At 71.1% G+C, this 20,114-nt stretch carries 19 protein-coding genes; 8 read left to right on the plus strand and 11 right to left on the minus strand.

All coding sequences use genetic code 11. The features are described from left to right. Positions 1 to 90: 90 nt before the first annotated feature. Positions 91 to 1,710 carry a monocarboxylic acid transporter gene (locus KN815_RS12740; protein ID WP_216341895.1) on the minus strand — a complete coding sequence of 540 codons (1,620 nt, stop codon included), beginning with the start codon at positions 1,708 to 1,710 and terminating at the stop codon, positions 91 to 93. Further along, complete coding sequence (locus KN815_RS12745; protein ID WP_216341896.1) at positions 1,707 to 2,063, minus strand: DUF485 domain-containing protein; 357 nt, start codon at positions 2,061 to 2,063, stop codon at positions 1,707 to 1,709. The genes KN815_RS12740 and KN815_RS12745 overlap by 4 nt, the downstream gene beginning before the upstream one ends. A gap of 636 nt (positions 2,064 to 2,699) precedes the next feature. Here KN815_RS12745 and KN815_RS12750 point away from each other — a divergent pair. Both KN815_RS12750 and KN815_RS12755 read left to right on the plus strand, forming a co-directional pair. After that, the gene (locus KN815_RS12750; RefSeq protein ID WP_253208929.1) at positions 2,700 to 4,232 is read left to right on the plus strand and encodes a S8 family peptidase; all 1,533 of its coding nucleotides are present in this window, start codon (positions 2,700 to 2,702) and stop codon (positions 4,230 to 4,232) included. A gap of 92 nt (positions 4,233 to 4,324) precedes the next feature. Next, complete coding sequence (locus tag KN815_RS12755) at positions 4,325 to 4,846, plus strand: hypothetical protein (RefSeq protein WP_216341897.1); 522 nt, start codon at positions 4,325 to 4,327, stop codon at positions 4,844 to 4,846. A gap of 45 nt (positions 4,847 to 4,891) precedes the next feature. Here KN815_RS12755 and KN815_RS12760 read toward each other — a convergent pair whose 3' ends face one another. Together KN815_RS12760 and KN815_RS12765 are read right to left on the minus strand one after the other, a co-directional pair. Further along, the gene (locus KN815_RS12760) at positions 4,892 to 5,614 is read right to left on the minus strand and encodes a lysoplasmalogenase (protein WP_216341898.1); all 723 of its coding nucleotides are present in this window, start codon (positions 5,612 to 5,614) and stop codon (positions 4,892 to 4,894) included. Beyond that, entirely contained in the window at positions 5,611 to 6,633 is a 1,023-nt protein-coding gene (locus KN815_RS12765; RefSeq protein ID WP_216341899.1) for a sterol desaturase family protein, read from the minus strand. Before KN815_RS12765 ends, KN815_RS12760 begins: the two co-directional genes overlap by 4 nt. 427 nt (positions 6,634 to 7,060) lie before the next feature. Here KN815_RS12765 and KN815_RS12770 point away from each other — a divergent pair, with 427 nt between their 5' ends. The 5 genes from KN815_RS12770 (at position 7,061) to KN815_RS12790 (ending at position 11,821) form a co-directional block, all read left to right on the plus strand. Next, positions 7,061 to 8,047, plus strand: a complete 987-nt coding sequence (locus KN815_RS12770; RefSeq protein ID WP_216341900.1) for a DEDDh family exonuclease — start codon at positions 7,061 to 7,063, stop codon at positions 8,045 to 8,047. Between the two features lie 63 nt (positions 8,048 to 8,110). Next, on the plus strand, positions 8,111 to 8,344 hold the full coding sequence (locus KN815_RS12775) for a metallothionein (RefSeq protein ID WP_216341901.1): 234 nt from the start codon (positions 8,111 to 8,113) through the stop codon (positions 8,342 to 8,344). Between the two features lie 78 nt (positions 8,345 to 8,422). Beyond that, the gene (locus KN815_RS12780) at positions 8,423 to 9,232 is read left to right on the plus strand and encodes an SURF1 family cytochrome oxidase biogenesis protein (RefSeq protein WP_216341902.1); all 810 of its coding nucleotides are present in this window, start codon (positions 8,423 to 8,425) and stop codon (positions 9,230 to 9,232) included. Positions 9,233 to 9,279: 47 nt separating this feature from the next. Then, the gene (locus KN815_RS12785; protein ID WP_216341903.1) at positions 9,280 to 11,061 is read left to right on the plus strand and encodes a glycoside hydrolase family 15 protein; all 1,782 of its coding nucleotides are present in this window, start codon (positions 9,280 to 9,282) and stop codon (positions 11,059 to 11,061) included. Between the two features lie 4 nt (positions 11,062 to 11,065). Continuing rightward, complete coding sequence (locus tag KN815_RS12790; RefSeq protein ID WP_216341904.1) at positions 11,066 to 11,821, plus strand: SDR family oxidoreductase; 756 nt, start codon at positions 11,066 to 11,068, stop codon at positions 11,819 to 11,821. Between the two features lie 604 nt (positions 11,822 to 12,425). Here KN815_RS12790 and amaP read toward each other — a convergent pair. The 5 genes from amaP to KN815_RS12815 form a co-directional block, all read right to left on the minus strand. Then, positions 12,426 to 12,980: an alkaline shock response membrane anchor protein AmaP gene (amaP, locus tag KN815_RS12795; protein WP_216341905.1), complete on the minus strand. Its 555-nt coding sequence runs from the start codon at positions 12,978 to 12,980 to the stop codon at positions 12,426 to 12,428. A gap of 7 nt (positions 12,981 to 12,987) precedes the next feature. After that, on the minus strand, positions 12,988 to 13,716 hold the full coding sequence (locus KN815_RS12800; protein ID WP_216341906.1) for a DUF6286 domain-containing protein: 729 nt from the start codon (positions 13,714 to 13,716) through the stop codon (positions 12,988 to 12,990). Then, a complete protein-coding gene (locus tag KN815_RS12805; protein WP_216341907.1) occupies positions 13,713 to 14,147 on the minus strand; it encodes an Asp23/Gls24 family envelope stress response protein in 435 nt (144 codons plus the stop codon). Before KN815_RS12805 ends, KN815_RS12800 begins: the two co-directional genes overlap by 4 nt. 81 nt (positions 14,148 to 14,228) lie before the next feature. After that, positions 14,229 to 14,423: a hypothetical protein gene (locus tag KN815_RS12810; RefSeq protein WP_078640735.1), complete on the minus strand. Its 195-nt coding sequence runs from the start codon at positions 14,421 to 14,423 to the stop codon at positions 14,229 to 14,231. Positions 14,424 to 14,464: 41 nt separating this feature from the next. Further along, on the minus strand, positions 14,465 to 14,983 hold the full coding sequence (locus tag KN815_RS12815; RefSeq protein ID WP_216341908.1) for an Asp23/Gls24 family envelope stress response protein: 519 nt from the start codon (positions 14,981 to 14,983) through the stop codon (positions 14,465 to 14,467). A gap of 190 nt (positions 14,984 to 15,173) precedes the next feature. On the opposite strand from KN815_RS12815, the gene KN815_RS12820 reads away from it, so the two are divergent. Beyond that, entirely contained in the window at positions 15,174 to 15,914 is a 741-nt protein-coding gene (locus KN815_RS12820) for a nucleopolyhedrovirus P10 family protein (RefSeq protein ID WP_216341909.1), read from the plus strand. Between the two features lie 44 nt (positions 15,915 to 15,958). Here KN815_RS12820 and KN815_RS12825 read toward each other — a convergent pair whose 3' ends face one another. Further along, on the minus strand, positions 15,959 to 16,450 hold the full coding sequence (locus KN815_RS12825; RefSeq protein WP_216341910.1) for a response regulator: 492 nt from the start codon (positions 16,448 to 16,450) through the stop codon (positions 15,959 to 15,961). Continuing rightward, a partial coding sequence (locus KN815_RS12830) for a HAMP domain-containing protein (RefSeq protein WP_216341911.1) occupies positions 16,450 to 20,114 on the minus strand: 3,665 nt, incomplete at its 5' end. The genes KN815_RS12825 and KN815_RS12830, both read right to left, overlap by 1 nt.

The following is a 20,114-nucleotide window of genomic DNA, read 5'->3' on the forward strand; positions in this document are numbered from 1 at the left end:
ACGGTTGACATCGCGTGCGCTGTGGTCAATTGTCCCGCAGCGTACGCGACGGGTGTGACAGGGAGGGGCCGCGCGGGTGGTCGGGGCGGATCAGTGGGCGCCGTGGCCGGTGAGCGAGCGGACCTCCAGCTCGGCGTATTTGTCCTTGTCCGGCTGCTCCTTGGAGACGAGGGTGCCCAGCCAGCCGAGCAGGAAGCCCAGCGGGATGGAGATCAGTCCGGGGTTCTCCAGCGGGAACCAGTGGAAGTCCACGTCCGGGAACATCGAGGTCTCCTTGCCCGAGACGACGGGCGAGAAGAGCACCAGGAAGACCGAGGAGATCAGTCCGCCGTAGATGGACCACAGCGCGCCCTGGGTGGTGAAGCGCTTCCAGAACAGGCTGTAGAGGATGGTCGGGAGGTTTGCGGAGGCGGCGACCGCGAAGGCGAGCGCCACGAGTCCGGCGACGTTGAGATCTCGTGCGAACACCCCGAGGACGACGGCGACGGTGCCGATGCCGACGGTGGCCCAGCGCGCCGCCGAGATCTCCTCCTTCTGCGTCGCCTTGCCCTTACGGATGACATTGGCGTACAGGTCGTGGGCGAAGGAGGACGAGGAGGCGAGGGTGAGTCCGGCGACCACGGCGAGGATCGTCGCGAACGCCACCGCGGAGATCACCGCGAGCAGGATCGCGCCGCCCGTGGAGTCCGGTCCGCCGCCGATCTCCTCGGCGAGCAGCGGGGCCGCGGTGTTGCCGGATTTGTTGGAGGCGATGATGGCGTCGCGGTCCAGCAGGGCGGCGGCGCCGAAGCCCAGCGCGATGGTCATCAGGTAGAAGACGCCGATGATGCCGATGGCCCAGTTGACCGACTTACGGGCGGCCTGGGCGGTGGGCACGGTGTAGAAGCGGATCAGGATGTGCGGCAGTCCCGCGGTGCCCAGGACCAGTGCGATGCCGAGGGAGATGAAGTCGAGCTTGGTGGTGGCGTTGAGCCCGTACTTCAGCCCCGGCTCCAGGAACGACTCTCCGATGCCGCTGTTCTTGGCCGCCTCGCCCAGCAGGTCGGAGATGTTGAAGTTGAACTTCAGCAGCACCAGGAAGGTGATCAGCAGGGTGCCCGCGATCAGCAGCACGGCCTTGACCATCTGCACCCAGGTGGTGCCCTTCATGCCGCCGATGGTGACGTAGAGCATCATCACGACGCCGACGAGGACGACGATGAGGATCTTCCCGGCCTCGCTGGTGATGCCCAGCAGCAGGGAGACCAGCACACCGGCGCCCGCCATCTGCGCCAGCAGATAGAAGATCGAGACGACGATGGTGGAGACGCCCGCGGCGGTGCGCACCGGGCGCTGGCGCATCCGGTAGGCGAGCACGTCGCCCATCGTGTAGCGCCCGGAGTTGCGCAGCGGCTCGGCGACCAGCAGCAGGGCGACCAGCCAGGCGACGAGGAACCCGATCGAGTACAGGAAGCCGTCGTAGCCGGAGAGCGCGATGGCGCCGGCGATGCCGAGGAAGGACGCGGCGGACATGTAGTCGCCGGAGATGGCGAGGCCGTTCTGGAAGCCGGAGAACTGGCGGCCGCCGGCGTAGAAGTCGTTGGCGTCCTTGGTCTGCCGGCCCGCCCAGACGGTGATGCCGAGGGTGGCCAGGACGAAGACCGCGAAGAGCGTGATGATCAGCGGCCGGTTGTCCGAGGCGCTCTCGGCCGCGAGCTGCTGGAAGCTCATGAACGCTCCTCCATACGGGACTTGATCGCCTCGGCGCGGGGGTCGAGCTTGGTGGCGGCGTGCCGGGAGTACCACCAGGCGATGAGGAAGGTCGTCAGGAACTGGGCGAGCCCGAACACCAACGCCACGTTGACATGGCCGACGACCTTGGCGCCCATGAAGTCGCCCGCGTAGTTGGACAGCAGCACATAGAGCAGGTACCAGCTCACGAACGCGATGGTGAGCGGGAAGGCGAACGAGCGGTGGGCACCGCGCAGTTCACCGAACTCCGCGCTCGCTTGCACCTCGGCGTAGGAAGAACGGACTTGTTGCCGTTGATCGTCGGGGCGATCATCGGCCGGGGCGGTATCCACGGTCTCTCCTGGTGAGTGGGTCCGACGGGGATGCGTACGGCGGCGGAGGTGATCCAGATCACGCATGGTAGGGCGACGCCGACCCGCTACGACAGAGGCCGGTTGATTGAAAGACGGATACAACTCCGCGGGGAGGATCGGCTCCGGGTACTGTGGCGGGTTTTCTTCCGGAATGCATTGATGTCCGACCTTGATCAGCGATAGCTTCCTTCGTCATGTACCCGCCCAGAGGCCAACGGCGTCCGGGCGGCCCGTACGGATGAAGTGGAGACCCCATGGCTCATCTGAGATCGGCCCCTCCAAGACCCGGGCGGCGGGCTTTTGACGGCCCGTCGGCCTCGCACCACCCCATCGCCACTCCCCGCCGCCTCTGCCCCGGTCTCGCGGCGTCCCGGGGCATCGAGGCGGCGTGCGGGATCCGCGCCCCGAGGGCGCGCACATTCGCTTGTGCGGATGACCCCGGCCGTACCCCGGCCGTTGACGCGGCCCGCCGGGCCGCCGCCCGCGCCCGGGGGCTCCACGTCCCCCGAGTGGCGCGCTGAGCGCGCGTCCGCGCCCCCGGTCCGGAACGCTGTCCATCCAGCCCGGTCCGTCCGCCCAGAGCCTCCTCACCCCATCGAGAGAACCGGAGTACCCATGACGCCGCGCCGCACCTCCCTGCCGCTGCGCACCGCCGCGATACCCGCCGCCATGGCGCTCACCACCGCGCTGGCCTTCCTGCCCACCACCGCCACCGCTCTCGGACGGGACGGCCACGCCGCCGCGGCCACCGCGGCCGACGGTCCGTCCCTGAGCTATGTCGTCAACACCCGCCCGGGGCAGGACCCGTCCCGGATCCGCAAGGCCATCGCCCAGGCCGGCGGCACGGTCGTGGTGTCGTACGACCGGATCGGCGTCATCGTCGTCCACTCCGCCAACCCGGACTTCGCCAAGAGCGTCCGTAAGGTCCGCGGCGTGGCCTCCGCCGGTAACACCCGCACCGCCCCGCTGCCCGCCCAGTCCACCGACGACATCGATACGCCGAAGCTGCTGAGCGAGAAGGAGCGGCAGGCGGTGGCGGCGAAGGCCAAGGCCGGGCAGGACCCGCTGGAGCCGCTGCAATGGGATCTGCCGGCGATCAAGGCGGACAAGGCGCATGAGAAGAGCCTGGGCAGCCGGAATGTCACCGTCGGGGTCATCGACACCGGTGTGGACGACACCCACCCCGACCTGGCGCCGAACTTCGACCGTAAGGCGTCCGTCAACTGTGTGACGGGCAAGCCGGACACCACCGACGGCGCCTGGCGGCCGACCGCGCAGGAGTCCCCGCACGGCACCCATGTCGCGGGCGAGATCGCCGCCGCGAAGAACGGCATCGGCGTCACCGGTGTGGCCCCGGGCGTCAAGGTCTCCGGTATCAAGGTGTCCACGACGGCCGGGTCCTTCTACACCGAGGCGGTCGTCTGCGGCTTCATCTGGGCCGCCGAGCACGGCGTGGACGTCACCAACAACAGCTATTACACCGACCCGTGGTACTTCAACTGCACCACCGACCCGGACCAGAAGGCCCTGGTCGAGGCGGTGCGCCGGGCCTCGTCGTATGCGGAGCGCAAGGGCGTGGTCAATGTGGCCGCGGCGGGCAACGAGAACTACGACCTGACCTCGGACACCATCACCGACCCCTCCAGCCCCAACGACAGCACCCCCGGTGACCGGGAGGTGGACCCGAGCGTCTGCCTGGACATCCCGACCCAGTTGCCGGGTGTTGTCACGGTCGCCTCGACCGGCGCCAAGAACCTCAAGTCCTCGTTCTCCAACTACGGCCTCGGAGTCATCGACATCGCGGCCCCCGGCGGCGACAGCACCATCTACCAGAAGCCGGAGCCCCCGGCCACCAGCGGCCTGATCTACAACACGCTGCCGGGCGGGAAGTACGGCTACATGGCGGGCACCTCGATGGCCTCGCCGCATGTCGCCGGTGTCGCGGCGCTCGTCAAGAGCACCCATCCGCACGCCTCTCCCGCGATGGTCAAGGCGCTGCTGAAGGCCGAGGCCGATGACCTCGCCTGCCCGACGCCGTACGACATCGACGGCGACGGCACGGTCGACGCGGTGTGCGAGGGCGGCAAGCGCTACAACGGCTTCTACGGCGCCGGGCTCGCGGACGCCCTGGACGCCGTCGAGAAGTGACCGGCTGACACAATGAGCGGGCCGCCGGGGCGGATCAGCCACCCGGCGGCCCGTGCGCATCCCCCCTGTAGTGGCGAGAGGATCCCGTTCCCGTGCACCACGACGCCTCCTGGGGACCGCTGCCCTCGCGGTCGGCCTTCTGGCTGCTGATCCGGTTCGTACTGACCGTGCTGCTGCTTCCGCTGTGGTGGGCGCTGATCGTGGTGATCTTCCTCGGCTTCATCGCCTTCGGGATCGTGGCCGAGATCCTTACGGTCATCCCCGGGTTCGAGAAGGGCTTCCTCGGCCTGATCGACAAGTTCGGGGACAGCGTGGCGGTGTGGCCCGCCTGGTGCGTGACGCTCCCGGAGCTGCGGCACGAGGGCGACGCGGCCTTCTACCGGGCCCGGGTCGACAACCGCATCGCCGTCTGGACCAGCAAGGAGCTGGCCGCCCAGAAGGCGAAGAAGGCCCCGCCGCCGGGCCCGCACGACGTCGCCGTGCGCGAGTACCGGGGTGTGGGTGCGGGCTATGTCATCGAGGCGGCACGGGCCCGGGGCTGGGAGCTGAGCCATGACCGCCCCTCGGACCCGCTGCGGGTGGTCCGGCTGAGGCGGCTGCCCGTCACGGCCTGACGAGGACGAGCGCAGGCTGTGCCCGTTCCAGCCCACGAGCGCTCCTTACAGCCCGACGGGCGCCGGTTGTGGCCCGGGGCGCGGGACCGCGTCGCGCGTCGCTCCCGCCATCAGCAGCCACTGGGCGCCGATATAGGTGGCCATGATCCAGAACTGGGGCACCGGCGGCCGTGGCCAGTCGGCGAGCCCGGCCGCGATCAGGGTGTCGGAGAGCATGAACAGCGCCCCGCCGAGCCCGGTCCAGGGGCCCGCCCCGAGCGCGGCCAGCGCCATGACCGTCAGCAGCAGGCTGTAGCCCGCGACGGGAAGCCGCAGATGCGAGGCGAGGCCGGACCACAGCAGCGCCACCGTGCCCAGCCACGCGGCCCCGTACCCGGCGGCCACCCAGGGCGCCGTACGAGGCCACCCGGCGCGAGTGGACAGGGGGCCCCGCTCGGCGCGGCCGAACAGAGCGCCCCGCCCGGTACGGGTGAACAGCGCCAGATAGCAGAGGTGCCCGGCCGCGAAGCACCCCATTCCGGCCAGGAACGCGGTCTCACCGCCGATCTGGAGCAGCACATCGCCGCCACAGCCGCACACCAGCGCGGCGGGGAGCGGCCACGGTCCGCCGCGCACCAGGGCCCACACGGCGAGGACGGGCATCAGGGCGGGCTTGGTGGCGTGGACGACGGTGGTGGCGTCCACGAGCAGCGCGCCCAGGTGAACGGCGGTCAGCAGCGCGAAGAGGGCGGGCAGAGCCCTCGTCGCGCGCCCGGCGGCGGCCGTCACCGCACGCTCTCGCCGACGGGCTCCCGCGGCCCGGCCTCCGCGGCCGACCCGGCCCCCGTAGCCGCCCCGGCATCCGTAGCCGCCCCGGCGTCCGTAGCCGCCCCGGCGTCCGTAGCCGACTCCGCCTCCCTGGCCGCCCCTTGCTCCGGGACCGACCCGGCCTCTGGGACCGCCCCCGCCTCCGGGACCGGCCCGGGCTGCCAGCCCGGCCCCCGGAAGACCCGGCCCGCCCGCTCCCGCCAGCCCCGCGCCGCCGCGATGTCGCGGGCGATGGCCGCGTACTCATGCGTGGCCACCCGCAGCGGGTTGTAGGTGTCGATGTTCTTCGTCAGGCCGTAGACGGGCCGCTCGATCTCGGGGACGAACGACCCGAAGAGCCGGTCCCAGACGATGAGGATGCCCCCGAAGTTGCGGTCCAGATAGCCGCCTTGGGAGGCGTGGTGGACGCGGTGGTGCGAGGGGGTGTTGAAGACGAACTCGATCGGGCGCGGCAGGGTGCCGATCCGCTCGGTGTGGATCCAGAACTGGTAGACGAGGTTCACCGACGAGCAGAACGCCACCGCCGCGGGGTGCACCCCGAGCGCGATCATCGGCACGTAGAACGGCCACACGGTCAGGCTGGTCCAGGGCTGCCGCAGGGCGGTGGTGAAGTTGAAGTTGCGGCTGGAGTGGTGCACCACATGGCACGCCCACAGGATGCGGATGACATGGTGCCCGCGGTGCGACCAGTAGTAGAAGAAGTCCTGGGCGAGCAGCATCAGCGGCAGGGTCCACCACAGCACCGGGACGCGCAATGGGGTGAGTTCGTAGCTGGCGGCGTAGATCGCCACAATCGGGATCTTCCACACCAGGTCGAAGACGAGGCTCCCGAGCCCCATGGTGACGCTGGTCGCGGCGTCCTTCGCCGCGTAGCCCTCGGCATCGTCGTCGGGATGGAAGCGGTAGCTCACCATCTCCACGACGGTGAGCAGGACAAAGGCCGGTATCGACCACAGCACGGCATTGGGCAGGTGCGGCATGTCCGCAACATAGAACCGCTCGTAAGGCCGCCGCTAGGGGTAGTTACCAACAAGTATGGTAGATGAGCTGTCAACAACAGAGCGGCTACCGCTTCAATGCCCATGCCTACGGGCTCGATCCGGCCATGATCGACACCGATGTGCCCCATGACTACGCCGGGCACCGGGACGGCTCCTTCGACGCGGACGGCATCACCGCCAAGCTCAAGGCGGTTCGCCGGCAAGGACCTGTCCGCGGTGCGCCCGGCCGAGGACAAGTCCCTGGCGGACACCCGGATTACCGGGCCCTGGACCATCGATCCGCGACTGGCCCTGTCCGAGCTCTGACCCGCCGCCCGGCCCCGACGCCCCGTCAGCCTCTGGGCCCCGCCTGCCCGACCGGCCCGCCGGTCAGGGTTGTCGGCGGCGGCCCGTATCCTCATTGACCATGCTCGAAGACCCCACGACAGCCGCACCGCACCCCGCACCGCCGTCCTCCTGGCCGGCCACCTATCCGCAGGGTTACGCGGTCGTCGACGTGGAGACCACCGGCCTGGCCCGCGACGACCGGATCGTCTCCGCGGCGGTCTATCAGCTCGACGCCCGGGGCACGGTGCAGGACCACTGGTACACCCTGGTCAATCCGCAGCGCGACCCCGGCCCGGTGTGGATCCACGGCCTCACCGAGGAGGTGCTCGAGGGTGCCCCGCGCTTCCCCGAGATCGCCGGGGAGCTGGCCGAGCGCCTGGCCGACCGCGTCCTGGTCGCGCACAACGCCGCCTTCGACTGGTCGATGATCGCCCGGGAGTACGCCCGCTCCAAGAGCGCCGCGCCCGTGCGGCAGCGGCTGTGCACCATCGCCCTCTCCAAGGAGCTGGGCCTGCCGCTGCCCAACCACAAGCTGGAGACCCTCGCCGCGCACTACGGAGTGGTCCAGCACCGCGCCCACCACGCCCTGGACGACGCGCGGGTGCTCGCCGAGACCTTCCGGCCCAGCCTCCACCGGGCCGCCGAGACCGGGCTGCGGCTGCCGCTGCTGGCCTGCCAGCCGCTCACCGAGTGGTCCGACGGCCCGGCGATCGGCCGCCAGCGCTCGTACCGGCAGACCTGGCGCCCCAGCCGCAAGCGTCCCGCCTGCCCCTACCCCAACCCCGGGCGGTACGAGCCGGGCGGGCAGTTGGTCCAGGGCATGCGGGTGGCGTTCTCCGGGGACACCTCCGTCGACCGCGAGCTGCTGGAGGACCGGGCGATCGAGGCCGGGCTGCACGTGGCCACCAGCGTCTCCCGGCTCACCAGCGTGCTGGTCACCAATGACCCCGACTCGCCCACGTCCAAGACCGCCAAGGCCCGCTCCTTCGGCACGCCCGTGATCGACGAGGCGGCCTTTATGCAGCTCCTCCAGGACGTCACCCCAGCGCCGCCGACAAACAGGTGAAGTCGGCGCGACGCGCCCGGCCGCCGCTCGCCCGCCGCCGCGCGGGCCCGCACGCTGAGGCGCATGGCACGTTGTGAGGTATGCGGAAACGATTACCGGATGACATTCGAGGTGCACGCGCAGGGCAATGTGCACGTCTTCGACTGTTTCCAGTGCGCCATCCACCGCATGGCGCCCACCTGCGAGCACTGCAATGCCCCGATCATCGGGCAGGGCGTGGAGGCGGACGGCCAGTTCTTCTGCTGTGCGCACTGCGCCCGGGCGGAAGGGAAGGTGGGCATCGTCGACCATGTGTGAACCCGGCCACCTGCGTGGATTGTGCCTGGGCCGCCCCCAGCGGCCGAGGGACAATCCACGCCGAGTAGGGTCAACCATGTGTACCGCTTCCTGTTGACCCGGCAGTGGGTGATCCTCACACTTATCGCCCTGGCGCTGATCCCGACGATGATCAGGCTGGGCTTCTGGCAGTTGCACCGCCATGAGCACCGGGTCGCGCAGAACCAGCTCATCGGGGACAGCCTCGCCGCCCCCGCCGTGGCCGTCGACAAGCTCACCTCCCCCGGCCGTACGGTGGCCCGCGACAACACCTGGCGCACGGTGACCGCCACCGGCACCTATGACACCGCCCATGAGGTCGTCGTCCGCCAGCGCACCGGCTCCGACGAGCAGTCCATCGGCTACTTCGTCCTCACCCCGCTGCTGCTCCCGGACGACCGCGCGGTCCTGGTCAACCGGGGCTGGATCCCGGCCGGTACCGACCTCACCGTCTTCCCCAAGGTCCCCGCCGCCCCCTCCGGCAAGGTCACCGTCACCGGCCGGCTGATGCCCGACGAGACCACCGGCAACAGCGGCATCAAGGACAAGCAGGGGCTGCCGCCCCGCCAGGTCTCGCTGATCAACAGCGAGCAGCGGGCGAAGTCGCTGGGCCGGCCCGTCCTCGGCGGCTATATCGAGCTCACCTCGTCCTCCCCCAAGGGCGACAAGCAGCCCCAGCCGGTCCCCGCGCCCAACCACAGCGACATCGGCCCGCATATGGCGTACGCCGTCCAGTGGTGGCTGTTCTCCGCCGGTGTGCCCATCGGCTGGGTCGTCCTGGCCCGCCGCGAACGCCGGGACCGCATCGCCGAGGCCGCCAAGGCGGCGGCCACCCCGGAGAAGGTCCCCGCCGCGGCCACGGCGGAGTGAGCGCCGTCCGGGCCTAGGATCCGCCTTCCGGGGGAAGGCGCCCGGACATGGCCCAGCACATCGACGACTACGCCCTCATCGGTGACCACCAGACGGCGGCCCTGATCAGCCGCCATGGCTCGATCGACTGGCTGTGCCTGCCCCGCTTCGACTCACCGGCCTGCTTCGCCGCGCTCCTCGGCGGCCCTGACAACGGCCACTGGCGGCTCGCCCCCAAGGGCGCGGGCGCCTGCACCCGCCGCGGCTACCTCGACGACTCCCTCGTCCTGGAGTCGGTCTGGGAGACGGAGACCGGCACGGTCAAGGTCATCGACTTCATGCCGCAGCGCGATCGCGCCCCCGATGTCGTCCGCATCGTCGAGGGCGTCTCCGGCAGCGTCGAGATGCTCGGCGTCCTCCGGCTGCGCTTCGACTACGGCCGGATCGTCCCCTGGATGCGCCGCACCGACGGCCACCGGATCGCGGTCGCCGGACCGGACTCCGTATGGCTGCGCTCGGAACCCGAGGTCCACACCTACGGCAAGGACTTCAGCACCCGCTCCGAGTTCACCGTCTCGGCCGGGGACCGGGTGGCCTTCGTCCTCACCTGGCACCCCTCGCACGAGCCCCGCCCCCGGCTCATCGACCCGTACGACGCCCTCCGCTCCAGCCTCGCGGACTGGCGCGACTGGGCCGCCCGCTGCCGCTACCAGGGCCCGCACCGGGACGCCGTCATCCGCTCCCTGATCACCCTCAAGGCGCTCACCTACGCCCCGAGCGGCGGCATCGTCGCGGCCCCCACCACCTCGCTGCCCGAACGGCTCGGCGGGGTCCGCAACTGGGACTACCGCTACTGCTGGCTGCGCGACTCCACCCTCACCCTCAACGCCCTGCTCCGCGCCGGCTACCACGAGGAGGCCGCCGCCTGGCGCGACTGGCTGCTTCGCGCGATCGCCGGCGACCCGGCCGAACTCCAGATCATGTACGGCCTCGGGGGCGAACGCCGGCTCCATGAGCATGAGCTGCCCTGGCTGGAGGGGTACGAGCACTCCACCCCCGTCCGGGTCGGCAACGGCGCGGTCGACCAGCGCCAGCTCGACGTCTACGGCGAGGTGCTCGACACCCTCCACCTCGCCCGCGCCGCCGGGCTGCCCGCCGAACCGCACGCCTGGAAGATCCAGACCGCCCTCATGGACTTCCTGGAATCCGCCTGGCGCGACCCCGACGAGGGGCTGTGGGAGGTCCGCGGGCCCCGCCGCCACTTCGTCCACTCCAAGGTCATGGCCTGGGTGGCCGCCGACCGCGCCGTCCGCGCCATGGAAGCCGCCCCCGAGCTGAGCGGCGACGCGAACCGCTGGCGCGCCATGCGCGACGCCGTCCACCGCGAGGTCTGCGAAAAGGGCTACGACCCCGAGCGGTCCACCTTCACCCAGTCCTACGGCTCCCCCGAGCTGGACGCCGCGACCCTGCTCATCCCCCGCGTCGGCTTCCTCCCCGCCACCGACCCCCGCGTCATCGGCACCATCGACGCGGTCCGCCGCGAGCTCAGCGAGGACGGCCTGATCCGCCGCTACACCGCCGCCGACGGTATGGACGGCCTCCCCGGCTCCGAGGGCGCCTTCCTCGCCTGCTCCTTCTGGCTCGCCGACGCCCTCCACCTGGCCGGCCGCCACAAGGACGCCCGCGCCCTCTTCGATCGCCTCCTCGCGCTGCGCAACGACGTCGGGCTGCTCGCCGAGGAGTACGACCCGGCGACCGGCCGGCAACTCGGCAACTTCCCCCAGGCGTTCAGCCATATCGGGCTCGTCGGGACCGCCCTCACCCTCGCGGAGCGGCCCAGGGCAGACTGAGCCCATGGATCTTGGACTCAAAGACCGGGTGTACATCGTCACCGGAGCCACCCGCGGGCTGGGCCTCGCCGCCGCCCGTGAGCTGATCGCCGACGGTGCGAAGGCCGTCATCACCGGCCGCGACGCCGATACGGCGGCAGCCGTCGCCGCCGACCTCGGCCCGAACGCGGTCGGCGTCGCCGCCGACAACTCCGACCCCGAGACCGCGGCCCGGCTCATCGCCACCGCCCGCGAGCGCTTCGGTGGCTTCGACGGCGTCCTCATCAGCGTCGGCGGCCCGCCGGCCGGGCTGACGGCCGACATCACCGACGCCCAGTGGCAGGCCGCCTTCGACTCCGTCTTCCTCGGCGCCGTCCGCTTCGCCCGTACGGCCGCCGAGCAGCTCCCCTCCGGCGGCGTGATCGGCTTCGTCCTCTCCGGCTCCGTCCGCGAACCGATCCCCGGCCTCACCGTCTCCAACGGCCTGCGGCCCGGCCTCGCCGGTTTCGCCAAGTCCCTCTCCCTCGAGGTCGGCCCCCGCGGCATCCGCGTCGTGGGCCTCCTCCCCGCCCGCATCGACACCGACCGCGTCCGCGAACTCGACGCCCTCTCCGGCGACGCGGATGCCTCACGGGAGCGGAACGCGGCGGCGATTCCGCTGCGGCGGTATGGGACGCCCTCGGAATTCGGCAAGGCCGCGGCCTTTCTGCTCTCGCCTGCGGCGTCGTATCTCACCGGGCTGATGCTGCCGGTGGATGGTGGGGCTCTGCACAACTTCTGAGCCCCGCGCGACGTCAATGTGCGGCTGCCCCGCGCGAGGTGGGGCTCCGCCCAGACCTGGCCCCGGCCAGACGCCGAGTGCGGACCATGGGCGCCTCCGGCGGAAGGTCCCCACCCCGCCCCTCCCCGAAACCATGGGGCTCCGCCCCGGACCCCGCTCCTCAAACTCCCCCAGCTACCGCTGGGAGGTGCCCCCTGAGGGGCTGAATTCACGCCCCCGGGACGGACAGGCGGCCCGTGCCACCGAGGCGTGGACGCCGACGAGGCGGGAGCCAGCGACCCCGGGCCGAACGCGGGGCCGAGAGGCACCCTGGGCCACCGGCGGGTAGCCGCGAGACGGCGGGAGGGGGCGGGGTCGCAGGGGTGGTGTCCTGGACGCTTACGTGTATTTGTGGCGCCAATCCCCGGCCCACCCAACGCCCCCGGTCAATGGCGCCGTAAATATACGGTCCAGGGCGCCGCCCCGGAGGCCCCGCACCCGCCACCCACCACCGGACCCACCGCGCACAGCAACCACGACCGCACCCGCACCCGCGGAACGCGCACCCGCACCCGCACCCGCACCCGCACCCAGCGGAACGCACACCCAGCGGAACCCGCCAGACCTACCGCGCCCGTTCCGCCCCGTGCCGGGCCACCCTCAGGCGGACCTCCGCCGGGAGTTGGTCCAGGCCCGCCGAGGTCCGGGCGCGCTCCAGAGCCTCCGCCCGTAGCGCTTCCAGTGTCAGCGTCGGTTCGGCGCGCGGCTCCAGTACCAGGCCCATCCGGGCCTCCGGCGTGGTCCGTCGGCCTCGTAGCAGGACGTGGGCCCGCTCCACGCCGTCCAGCGACTCCGCGTCCGCCAGGAGCGCCGCCTCCAGGGCCCGACCCCGCAGCAGGGCGCCCTCGCCGTCGCCCGTCTCCACCAGCACCTCCTGAAGCCGACGCCGCCGCAACTGCACCAGGAACCAGCACAACGCGAGCACGAACAGCACCGCCAGCGCCGCGATGACGGCCGGCCACCACCATCCGGCGTCCCGCCACCGCGTCCGATCCGCCCGGCTCAGCAGCACATCGCCCCGCCCGTCGAACGGCGGCCACCCGGCCAGGATCACCGCGCCCACCCCGGCCAGCATCAGCCCCACGGCCCCCAGCAGCACCCGGTTGACGACCCTCAGCATGGCGCGCTCACCCCTTCGACTTCGCCGACCGCCGGACACGGACGGACAGGGCGGGCCGTCGGGCCAGGCCCAGTTGCCGGATGCCCTCGTGGAGGGCGGCGTCCAGATCCGCCCGTACCTCGTCAAGGTCACGGAAGTGGGCCAGCGCGCGGGCCCTGACCCGCCGACGGCCGACGTCCACGCGGGCGGACCGCACACCGGGCACCTCCATCGCCCGGTCCCGCAGCACCAGCCCCGCCGAGGCCCGGTCGATCCCCGCCCGTACGGCGCCCCCGGTCCCGACCCCGGCGCCCGCATCCACGCCCTTCCCCGGCCCCGCCTCCGCCTCAGTCCCGGTCCCAGTCCCAGTCCCGGTCCCGGTCTCCGGCGGACGCATCGGGAGCAGCCCACGCAGCCCCGGCGCCAGCGCCAGGACCACCATCAACACCCCCAGCGCGGCCAACAGCGCCGCCCCGCCCATGATCCACGCATCGTCCAGCGGCCGTGCGGCGAATTCATCGGCGAGCCATTCCCGCCATCGCATGGCGGGCCGACCCGAGCGCACGGCCGCCACGTCGTACAGCAGCAGCCCGCTGACGGCGGCGATGACCAGGGCGACGATCCCGGCCGGTACCCGCCGCACGGACCAGAAGCGCCTCATCCGCACGGGCGGATCGCCGTCCCGCGCGCCGGTCCCCGCCCTCCCGCCGTACGCCGACGCCGAGGTGGACTGACGCATCTTCTGGTCCGCGTTCATCGCACCCTGTCCCTCCCCCGACGCACCCTCCGCTCCGGGTGCTCCCACTGCGGCATATGCAGTCGTTCGACCGTCACCACGACCTCGGGCACCTCCATGCCCGTCAACTCGCCTACCCGTTCGATCACATGACGACGCACCGCACCGCAGTGCGCGCCGATGTCCGAGGGATAGCCCAGCTCGACGGCGACCCGGACGCGCGCGACGTCCCCGCGCACCACGGCGACCGCGTGCGGCGGCGCGGCGGCGGCATCGGTAGGGCCGACGTCCGCGGTATCCACGACGTCCGCTACATCCGCAGCCGCAGCCGCACCCGCACCCGCCGCGCCGGTCCCGTCCACCCGCAACGCCTCCTGCGCCGCCTGCGAGGCGATCTTCGCGACGACCCGGTCCGCGATCCGCGTCGCGCCCCGCTCACCCGGCTCGACCACGGCGCGTCCTTACTGTCGTCATGGCCCCCACTGTCGTCATGGCCCCCGCCGTCGCCACAGCCCCTGCCGTCGTCGAAGTGTTCACCGTGGCCGTCCGTCATCACGGCCACGGGAACGGAAGAAGTCGCCCGGTTCCAGATCACCGTCCAGGAATCGGCCAACGATGAACCCGACGGCGCCCAACGCCGCCACCAGCAGAAAGGCCCCGAAACCACCGAAGTAACCGGCGAAAGCCAGCGCCATCCCCGCGATCATCCCGACCACGGCCATGCTCATCCTGTGCTCCCCTGCTGGAGCCAACCGGAACCGCTGCCGGCCTACTGGAGCCGCGGCTCCGGCGATTCCTCTTCCTCGTCCGGCAACTTCACATCGCTGACCGCGATATTGACCTCGACCACTTCAAGGCCGGTCATCCGCTCGACCGCCGCGATCACGTTCTCCCGCACGGCCCGCGCGACATCGGCGATGGAGACGCCGTAGTCCACGACGATCTCCAGGTCGAGGGCCGTCTGTACCTCTCCCACCTCCGCCTTCACCCCACGGGCGACCGACCGGGTGCCGGGCACCCGGTCCCGTACGACTCCGAAGGTTCGCGCGAGGCCGCCGCCCATCGCATGGACGCCGACCACATCACGGGCCGCCATCCCCGCGATCTTCTCGACGACGCCATCGGCGATGGTGGTGCGCCCCCGCGAGCCGGGGTCGCCTCCGCCGCGCCGGGGCCGGTCGGTGGCGGCCGGGGCGATGCCGCCCCTGGCGCCCAGGGTCCTCGGGGTGCCCGCGGCGGGCTCCGTGGCGGGGTTCTCGGGTCGGTTCCGTGGTGCGGTCTCGGACATCACCGATCGTCCCTTCCGAGGCGAAGAGCAGTCGAAGAGGTTTCCGCTCGCTCTACAGCCAACCTTAAAGGGGCCTTCCCCGAACCGCTTCGGAGATGCGGCACTCGCGCGATCGATGCGGCAGGCTGTGAGCACACGGCAGGCCGAGACCAGTAGGGCTCGGTCCCGTCCGGCGCCAAGGGGTGACACGGTGGTCACAGACCGGCTCGCGCAGACCGTGAGGGAGCAGCTTCGGCTCGGACGGCTGCTGCCCCTGGGCGGGCGGGAGGACGGCTCCTGGATCACCGAACACGCGGCGGGCGAGGTGCTCCGGCGGGCCGCCGACCAGGTCCCCGACGTACGCCTGGGAGCGCTTCGGATCGCGCCCGCCGACCCCGACACCGACCCCGACACCGCCGCGACGCCCGCGGTACCGCCCCCGCCGAGCGCGCTGCCGCCGGGGACGCTGTGCATCGCGGCGGAGTGCGGGGCGACGCTGGAGGAACCGCTTCCGGTGACGGCGGACCGGCTGCGCGACGCACTCCTCGACGCGGCGACGGACCGGCTGGGCCTCCTGGTGGAGGCGGTGGACGTACGGGTGACGGACGTGCTGGACGAACTCCCGGCCCCGCCCCCGGCTCCCGCGGCCCCGCGGCCTCAAAACCAGCCCCAGCCACCACCACGGCCGACGTCGGCCGAACGCCCCGACCCGGACCCCGCCGCCGCGACCGCAGCGTCCGTGCCCGGCGTCGCCCGGCTCGCGTCGGTGCTGGGATCGCCCCGGCCCGTGCGGACCGAGGGCTCGCACATCCGGATCGAGCTGGCGGTGGCGGCCGATCACCGCGCCGTGGATGTGGCGCGGGCGGTGCGAACGGCGGTGGCACGGAGCGCCCCGGGCCCCGGAGACCAGCCGCCCACGGTGGCCGTCCTGGTCACCGCCGTGGACCCCTGACCACAGCCCTGGCCGGCAACGTCGCCGCAAGCCGAACCGGCCGTTCACCTCTCGGCGCTGTACTTCCGCAGCCCCTCGACCGTGCGCTCCAGCTCCGCGACCCGGTCGGCCAACTGCTCGGTCCGCGCCTCGAGCCGGCAGTTCTTGCGGTGCATCTCCAGGAACACATTGACCTTCGTCCGCAGCAGCCAGGGGTCGAAGGGTTTGGTGAGGAAGTCGGCGGCGCCGATCGCATAGCCCCGGTAGGCGTAGTCGGAGTCGGCGTCGGTCCCGGTCAGCAGGATGATCGGGACGTCCTTGGTCTGGTCGAGCCGCTTGATGTTGGCGGCGGTCTCGAAGCCGTCCATGCCAGGCATCAGCACATCCAGCAGAACGACGGCGAAGTCCTGCCGCAGCATCGCCTTCAGCGCCTCCTCACCGGAGCGGGCGCGGACGAGCTGCTGATCGAGCGGGCCGAGGACGGCCTCCAGCGCGATCAGGTTCTCTTCCATGTCGTCAACGATGAGGATTCCGGCCTTATCGCATGCGGTCGTCATCACTCCCCCTGCCTCGGCCTCGGCGGACCGGTCTCGTCGGGCGCGCTCCCCTCCCGGCCGGCGCCCCCACCGTCATCCGCACCGCCATCCTCGACACCGCCCGGCACACCGAGCGACGCATCGTCGAAGGCGTCACCACCAGACCCAACGGCGTCACCAGACCCAACGGCGTCACCGCCAACCACAGCAGCGTCATCACCGGCCACGGCAGCGTCATCACCCGACGCCTCAGCGTCCCCGCTCCCCGCCTCCCCCACCGGATCGAGCACCTCGATGATCGCCGATATCAGCCGGTCGACATCCACGGGCTTGGGGACATAGCCGTTCGCGCCGCTGTCGATGGCCTTCTCCCGGTCGCCGGGCATGACCTTCGCGGTCAGGGCGAGGATCGGCACATCGGCGAGCCGGGGCGTGCTCCGGATGGCCCGGATCGTCTCGTACCCATCCATCTCGGGCATCATCACGTCCATCAGGACCAGCGAGACATCGGGGTTGCGATGGAGAACCTCCAGCCCCTCGCGGCCGTTCTCCGCGTACTTCACCGTCATGCCGACCCGGCCCAGCACATGGGTGAGCGCGAAGACGTTCCGTATGTCGTCGTCGACGATCAGGATGCGGCGGCCGTCCAGCACCCGGCCGGGGCGTCCGCGCTGCCACTCCTTGAGCTGGGTGGCCCCCGGCCAGCCGTCTTCGTGGTCCTCGGTCTCGTCTCCGTCCTCGGTCTCGGCCCCGCCGCTCAGGGCCCGGGCGGCGACCAGGCTGTCCGCCTCGCCGAAGATCCCGCTGGGGGCGTGGTCGGTGGTGTCCGGCAGCGCCTCGTCCGGGGCGGGGGCCGCCGCCGGGACGGTGGAGCCGGTGGCCCTGGGGTCCGAGGGGTCGGGCGCCGGGGCGACGCCGCTGTAGTGGACGGGGACGTAGAGGGTGAAGCGGGAGCCGACGCCCAGTTCGCTCTCGGCCACGATCCGGCCGCCGAGCATTCCGGCGATCTCCCGGCTGATGGACAGGCCGAGGCCGGTGCCGCCGTACTTGCGGCTGGTCGTGCCGTCGGACTGCTGGAACGCCTCGAAGATCACCGGCAGCTTCTCCGGCGGGATGCCGATACCGGTGTCGGTGACGGCGAAGGCGATCACGGCGTCCGCGGACCGCAGCGCCTCCTCCTCGAACCGCGCTCCCGGGGTGCGCTCGACGCGCAGCGTCACCCCGCCCGAGGAGGTGAACTTCAGGGCGTTGGAGAGCAGATTGCGCAGAATCTGCTGGAGCCGCTGCTCATCGGAGAACATCTCGCGCGGTACGTCCTCGCCGACGGCGATCTCGAACGACAGCCCCCGGTCGACGGCCAGCGGCCGGAACGTGGCGTTCACATAGTCCAGGATCTTGACCAGCGGCAGCTTCCTCGGCCGGACGTCCATCCGGCCCGCCTCGATCTTCGACAGATCCAGGACATCGTTGATCAGTTGGAGCAGATCGGAGCCGGAGCGGTGGATGGTGGCGGCGAACTGCACCTCCTGGGGGGACAGCCGCCCTTCGGGGTTGTCGGCGAGCAGCCGGGCCAGGATGAGCAGCGAGTTCAGCGGGGTGCGCAGCTCATGCGACATATTGGCGAGGAACTCGGACTTGTACTGGGAGGCGGTCGCCAGCAGCGCGGCCTTCTCCTCCATCTCCGCGTTGGAGCGCTGGAGCTCGTTCGAGCGCTGGCGCAGCTCGGTGGTGAGCCGCTGGGACTCGGAGAGCAGCGACTCGGTGCGGGCGTTGGCGATGATGGTGTTGATCGAGACGCCGATGGTGTTCACGAACTGGTCGATGAAGGCCAGGTGGACCTCGCTGAACCGGCTGAACGAGGCCAGTTCGATCACTCCGAGCACCTGGTCCTCGTAGAGGATCGGCAGGATGACCACGCTGGCCGGAAGCGCCGAGCCCAGCCCGGAGTTGATGGCGAGGTAGTCGGGCGGGACGTCGTTGATGAGGATCCGCTTCTTCCCCACCGCCGCCTGGGCGACCAGCCCGCGGCCCGGTGGGCCGGTCCGCGGGGTCTGGCCGTCGCCCCCGACCGCGTCCTGATCGGTGCCGTATCCGGCGATGAGCTCGAGTCCCTCACCGGGCTTGGCACCGGCCGCGCTCAGGAAGAACGCCCCGAACTGAGCGTTGACCAGCGGGGTCAGCTCGCTCAGGATCAGATCGGCGACCTCGACCAGATCGCGGTGGCCCTGCATCAGGGAGGCGATACGGGCCAGGTTGGACTCCAGCCAGTCCTTGGCGCGGGTGGTCTCGCGGAGGTTGGCGACCATCAGGTTGACGTTGTTCTTCAGCGCCGCGACCTCGCCCTGCGCCTCGACCGAGATGGAACCGGACATATCACCCTGGGCGACGGCGGAGGCGACCTCGGCGATCGCGCGCACCTGGGTGGTCAGGTTGAGGGCGAGCTCATTGACGCCGGTGGTCAGCCGCTTCCAGGTGCCGTAGACGCCCTCGACCCGGGCCTGGCCGCCCAGCCGGCCCTCGCTGCCGACCTCGCGGGCCACCCGGGTCACCTCGTCGGAGAACGAGGAGAGCGTGTCGACCATGGTGTTGATGGTGGTCTTCAGCTCGAGGATCTCACCGCGCGCGTCCACGTCGATCTTCTTGCTCAGATCGCCCTCGGCCACGGCGGTGGCGACCTGGGCGATATTGCGGACCTGCGAGGTCAGGTTGGACGCCATGAAGTTGACGTTGTCCGTAAGGTCCTTCCAGACCCCGGATACGCCCGGCACTCCGGCCCGGCCGCCGAGCTGGCCCTCGGTGCCCACCTCGCGCGCCACCCGGGTGACCTCGTCGGCGAACGAGCGCAACTGCTGGACCATGGTGTTCACGGTCTCCTTGAGCTCCAGGATCTCGCCCCGGGCATCGACCGTGATCTTCTTCGAGAGATCGCCGTTGGCGACCGCCGTGGTGACCTGGGCGATATTGCGGACCTGGGAGGTCAGGTTCAGGGCCATGGAGTTGACGTTCTCCGTAAGGTCCTTCCAGACCCCGGATACGCCCCTGACCTGGGCCTGGCCGCCGAGGTTGCCCTCGGTGCCGACCTCGCGGGCCACCCGGGTCACCTCGTCGGCGAAGGACGACAGCCGGTCCACCATGGTGTTGATCGTCGACTTCAGCTCCAGGATCTCGCCCTTCGCCTCGACCGTGATCGTCTTGCTCAGATCACCCTCGGCCACGGCGGTGGCGACCTGGGCGATATTGCGGACCTGCGAGGTCAGGTTGTCGGCCATGAAGTTGACGTTCTCCGTAAGGTCCTTCCAGACCCCGGATACGCCCCTGACCTGAGCCCGGCCGCCCAGCTCACCCTCGGTGCCCACCTCGCGGGCCACCCGCGTCACCTCGTCGGCGAAGGCGGAGAGCTGGTCGACCATGGTGTTGATCGTCGACTTGAGCTGGAGGATCTCGCCCCTCGCATCCACGGTGATCTTCTGCGAGAGATCGCCGTTGGCGACGGCCGTGGTGACCTGGGCGATATTGCGGACCTGCGAGGTCAGGTTGGACGCCATGAAGTTGACGCTGTCCGTAAGGTCCTTCCAGACCCCGGAGACACCCCTGACCTGAGCCCGGCCGCCCAGCTCGCCCTCGGTGCCCACCTCGCGCGCCACCCGCGTCACCTCGTCGGCGAACGCCCCGAGCTGGTCGACCA

The organism is Streptomyces niphimycinicus (assembly GCF_018883605.1).
Taxonomy (GTDB): domain Bacteria; phylum Actinomycetota; class Actinomycetes; order Streptomycetales; family Streptomycetaceae; genus Streptomyces; species Streptomyces niphimycinicus.

What these genes read in the sequence shown, in the direction of transcription:
- KN815_RS12765 (WP_216341899.1), bottom strand. Translation starts at nt 6,633, where the DNA reads ATGCCGCACCTGCCCAATGCCGTGCTGTGGTCGATACCGGCCTTTGTC.
- KN815_RS12825 (WP_216341910.1), bottom strand. Translation starts at nt 16,450, where the DNA reads ATGACGACCGCATGCGATAAGGCCGGAATCCTCATCGTTGACGACATG.
- KN815_RS12815 (WP_216341908.1), bottom strand. Translation starts at nt 14,983, where the DNA reads ATGTCCGAGACCGCACCACGGAACCGACCCGAGAACCCCGCCACGGAG.
- amaP (WP_216341905.1), bottom strand. Translation starts at nt 12,980, where the DNA reads ATGCTGAGGGTCGTCAACCGGGTGCTGCTGGGGGCCGTGGGGCTGATG.
- KN815_RS12740 (WP_216341895.1), bottom strand. Translation starts at nt 1,710, where the DNA reads ATGAGCTTCCAGCAGCTCGCGGCCGAGAGCGCCTCGGACAACCGGCCG.
- KN815_RS12785 (WP_216341903.1), top strand. Translation starts at nt 9,280, where the DNA reads ATGGCCCAGCACATCGACGACTACGCCCTCATCGGTGACCACCAGACG.
- KN815_RS12775 (WP_216341901.1), top strand. Translation starts at nt 8,111, where the DNA reads ATGGCACGTTGTGAGGTATGCGGAAACGATTACCGGATGACATTCGAG.
- KN815_RS12770 (WP_216341900.1), top strand. Translation starts at nt 7,061, where the DNA reads ATGCTCGAAGACCCCACGACAGCCGCACCGCACCCCGCACCGCCGTCC.
- KN815_RS12750 (WP_253208929.1), top strand. Translation starts at nt 2,700, where the DNA reads ATGACGCCGCGCCGCACCTCCCTGCCGCTGCGCACCGCCGCGATACCC.
- KN815_RS12790 (WP_216341904.1), top strand. Translation starts at nt 11,066, where the DNA reads ATGGATCTTGGACTCAAAGACCGGGTGTACATCGTCACCGGAGCCACC.
- KN815_RS12810 (WP_078640735.1), bottom strand. Translation starts at nt 14,423, where the DNA reads ATGAGCATGGCCGTGGTCGGGATGATCGCGGGGATGGCGCTGGCTTTC.
- KN815_RS12800 (WP_216341906.1), bottom strand. Translation starts at nt 13,716, where the DNA reads ATGAACGCGGACCAGAAGATGCGTCAGTCCACCTCGGCGTCGGCGTAC.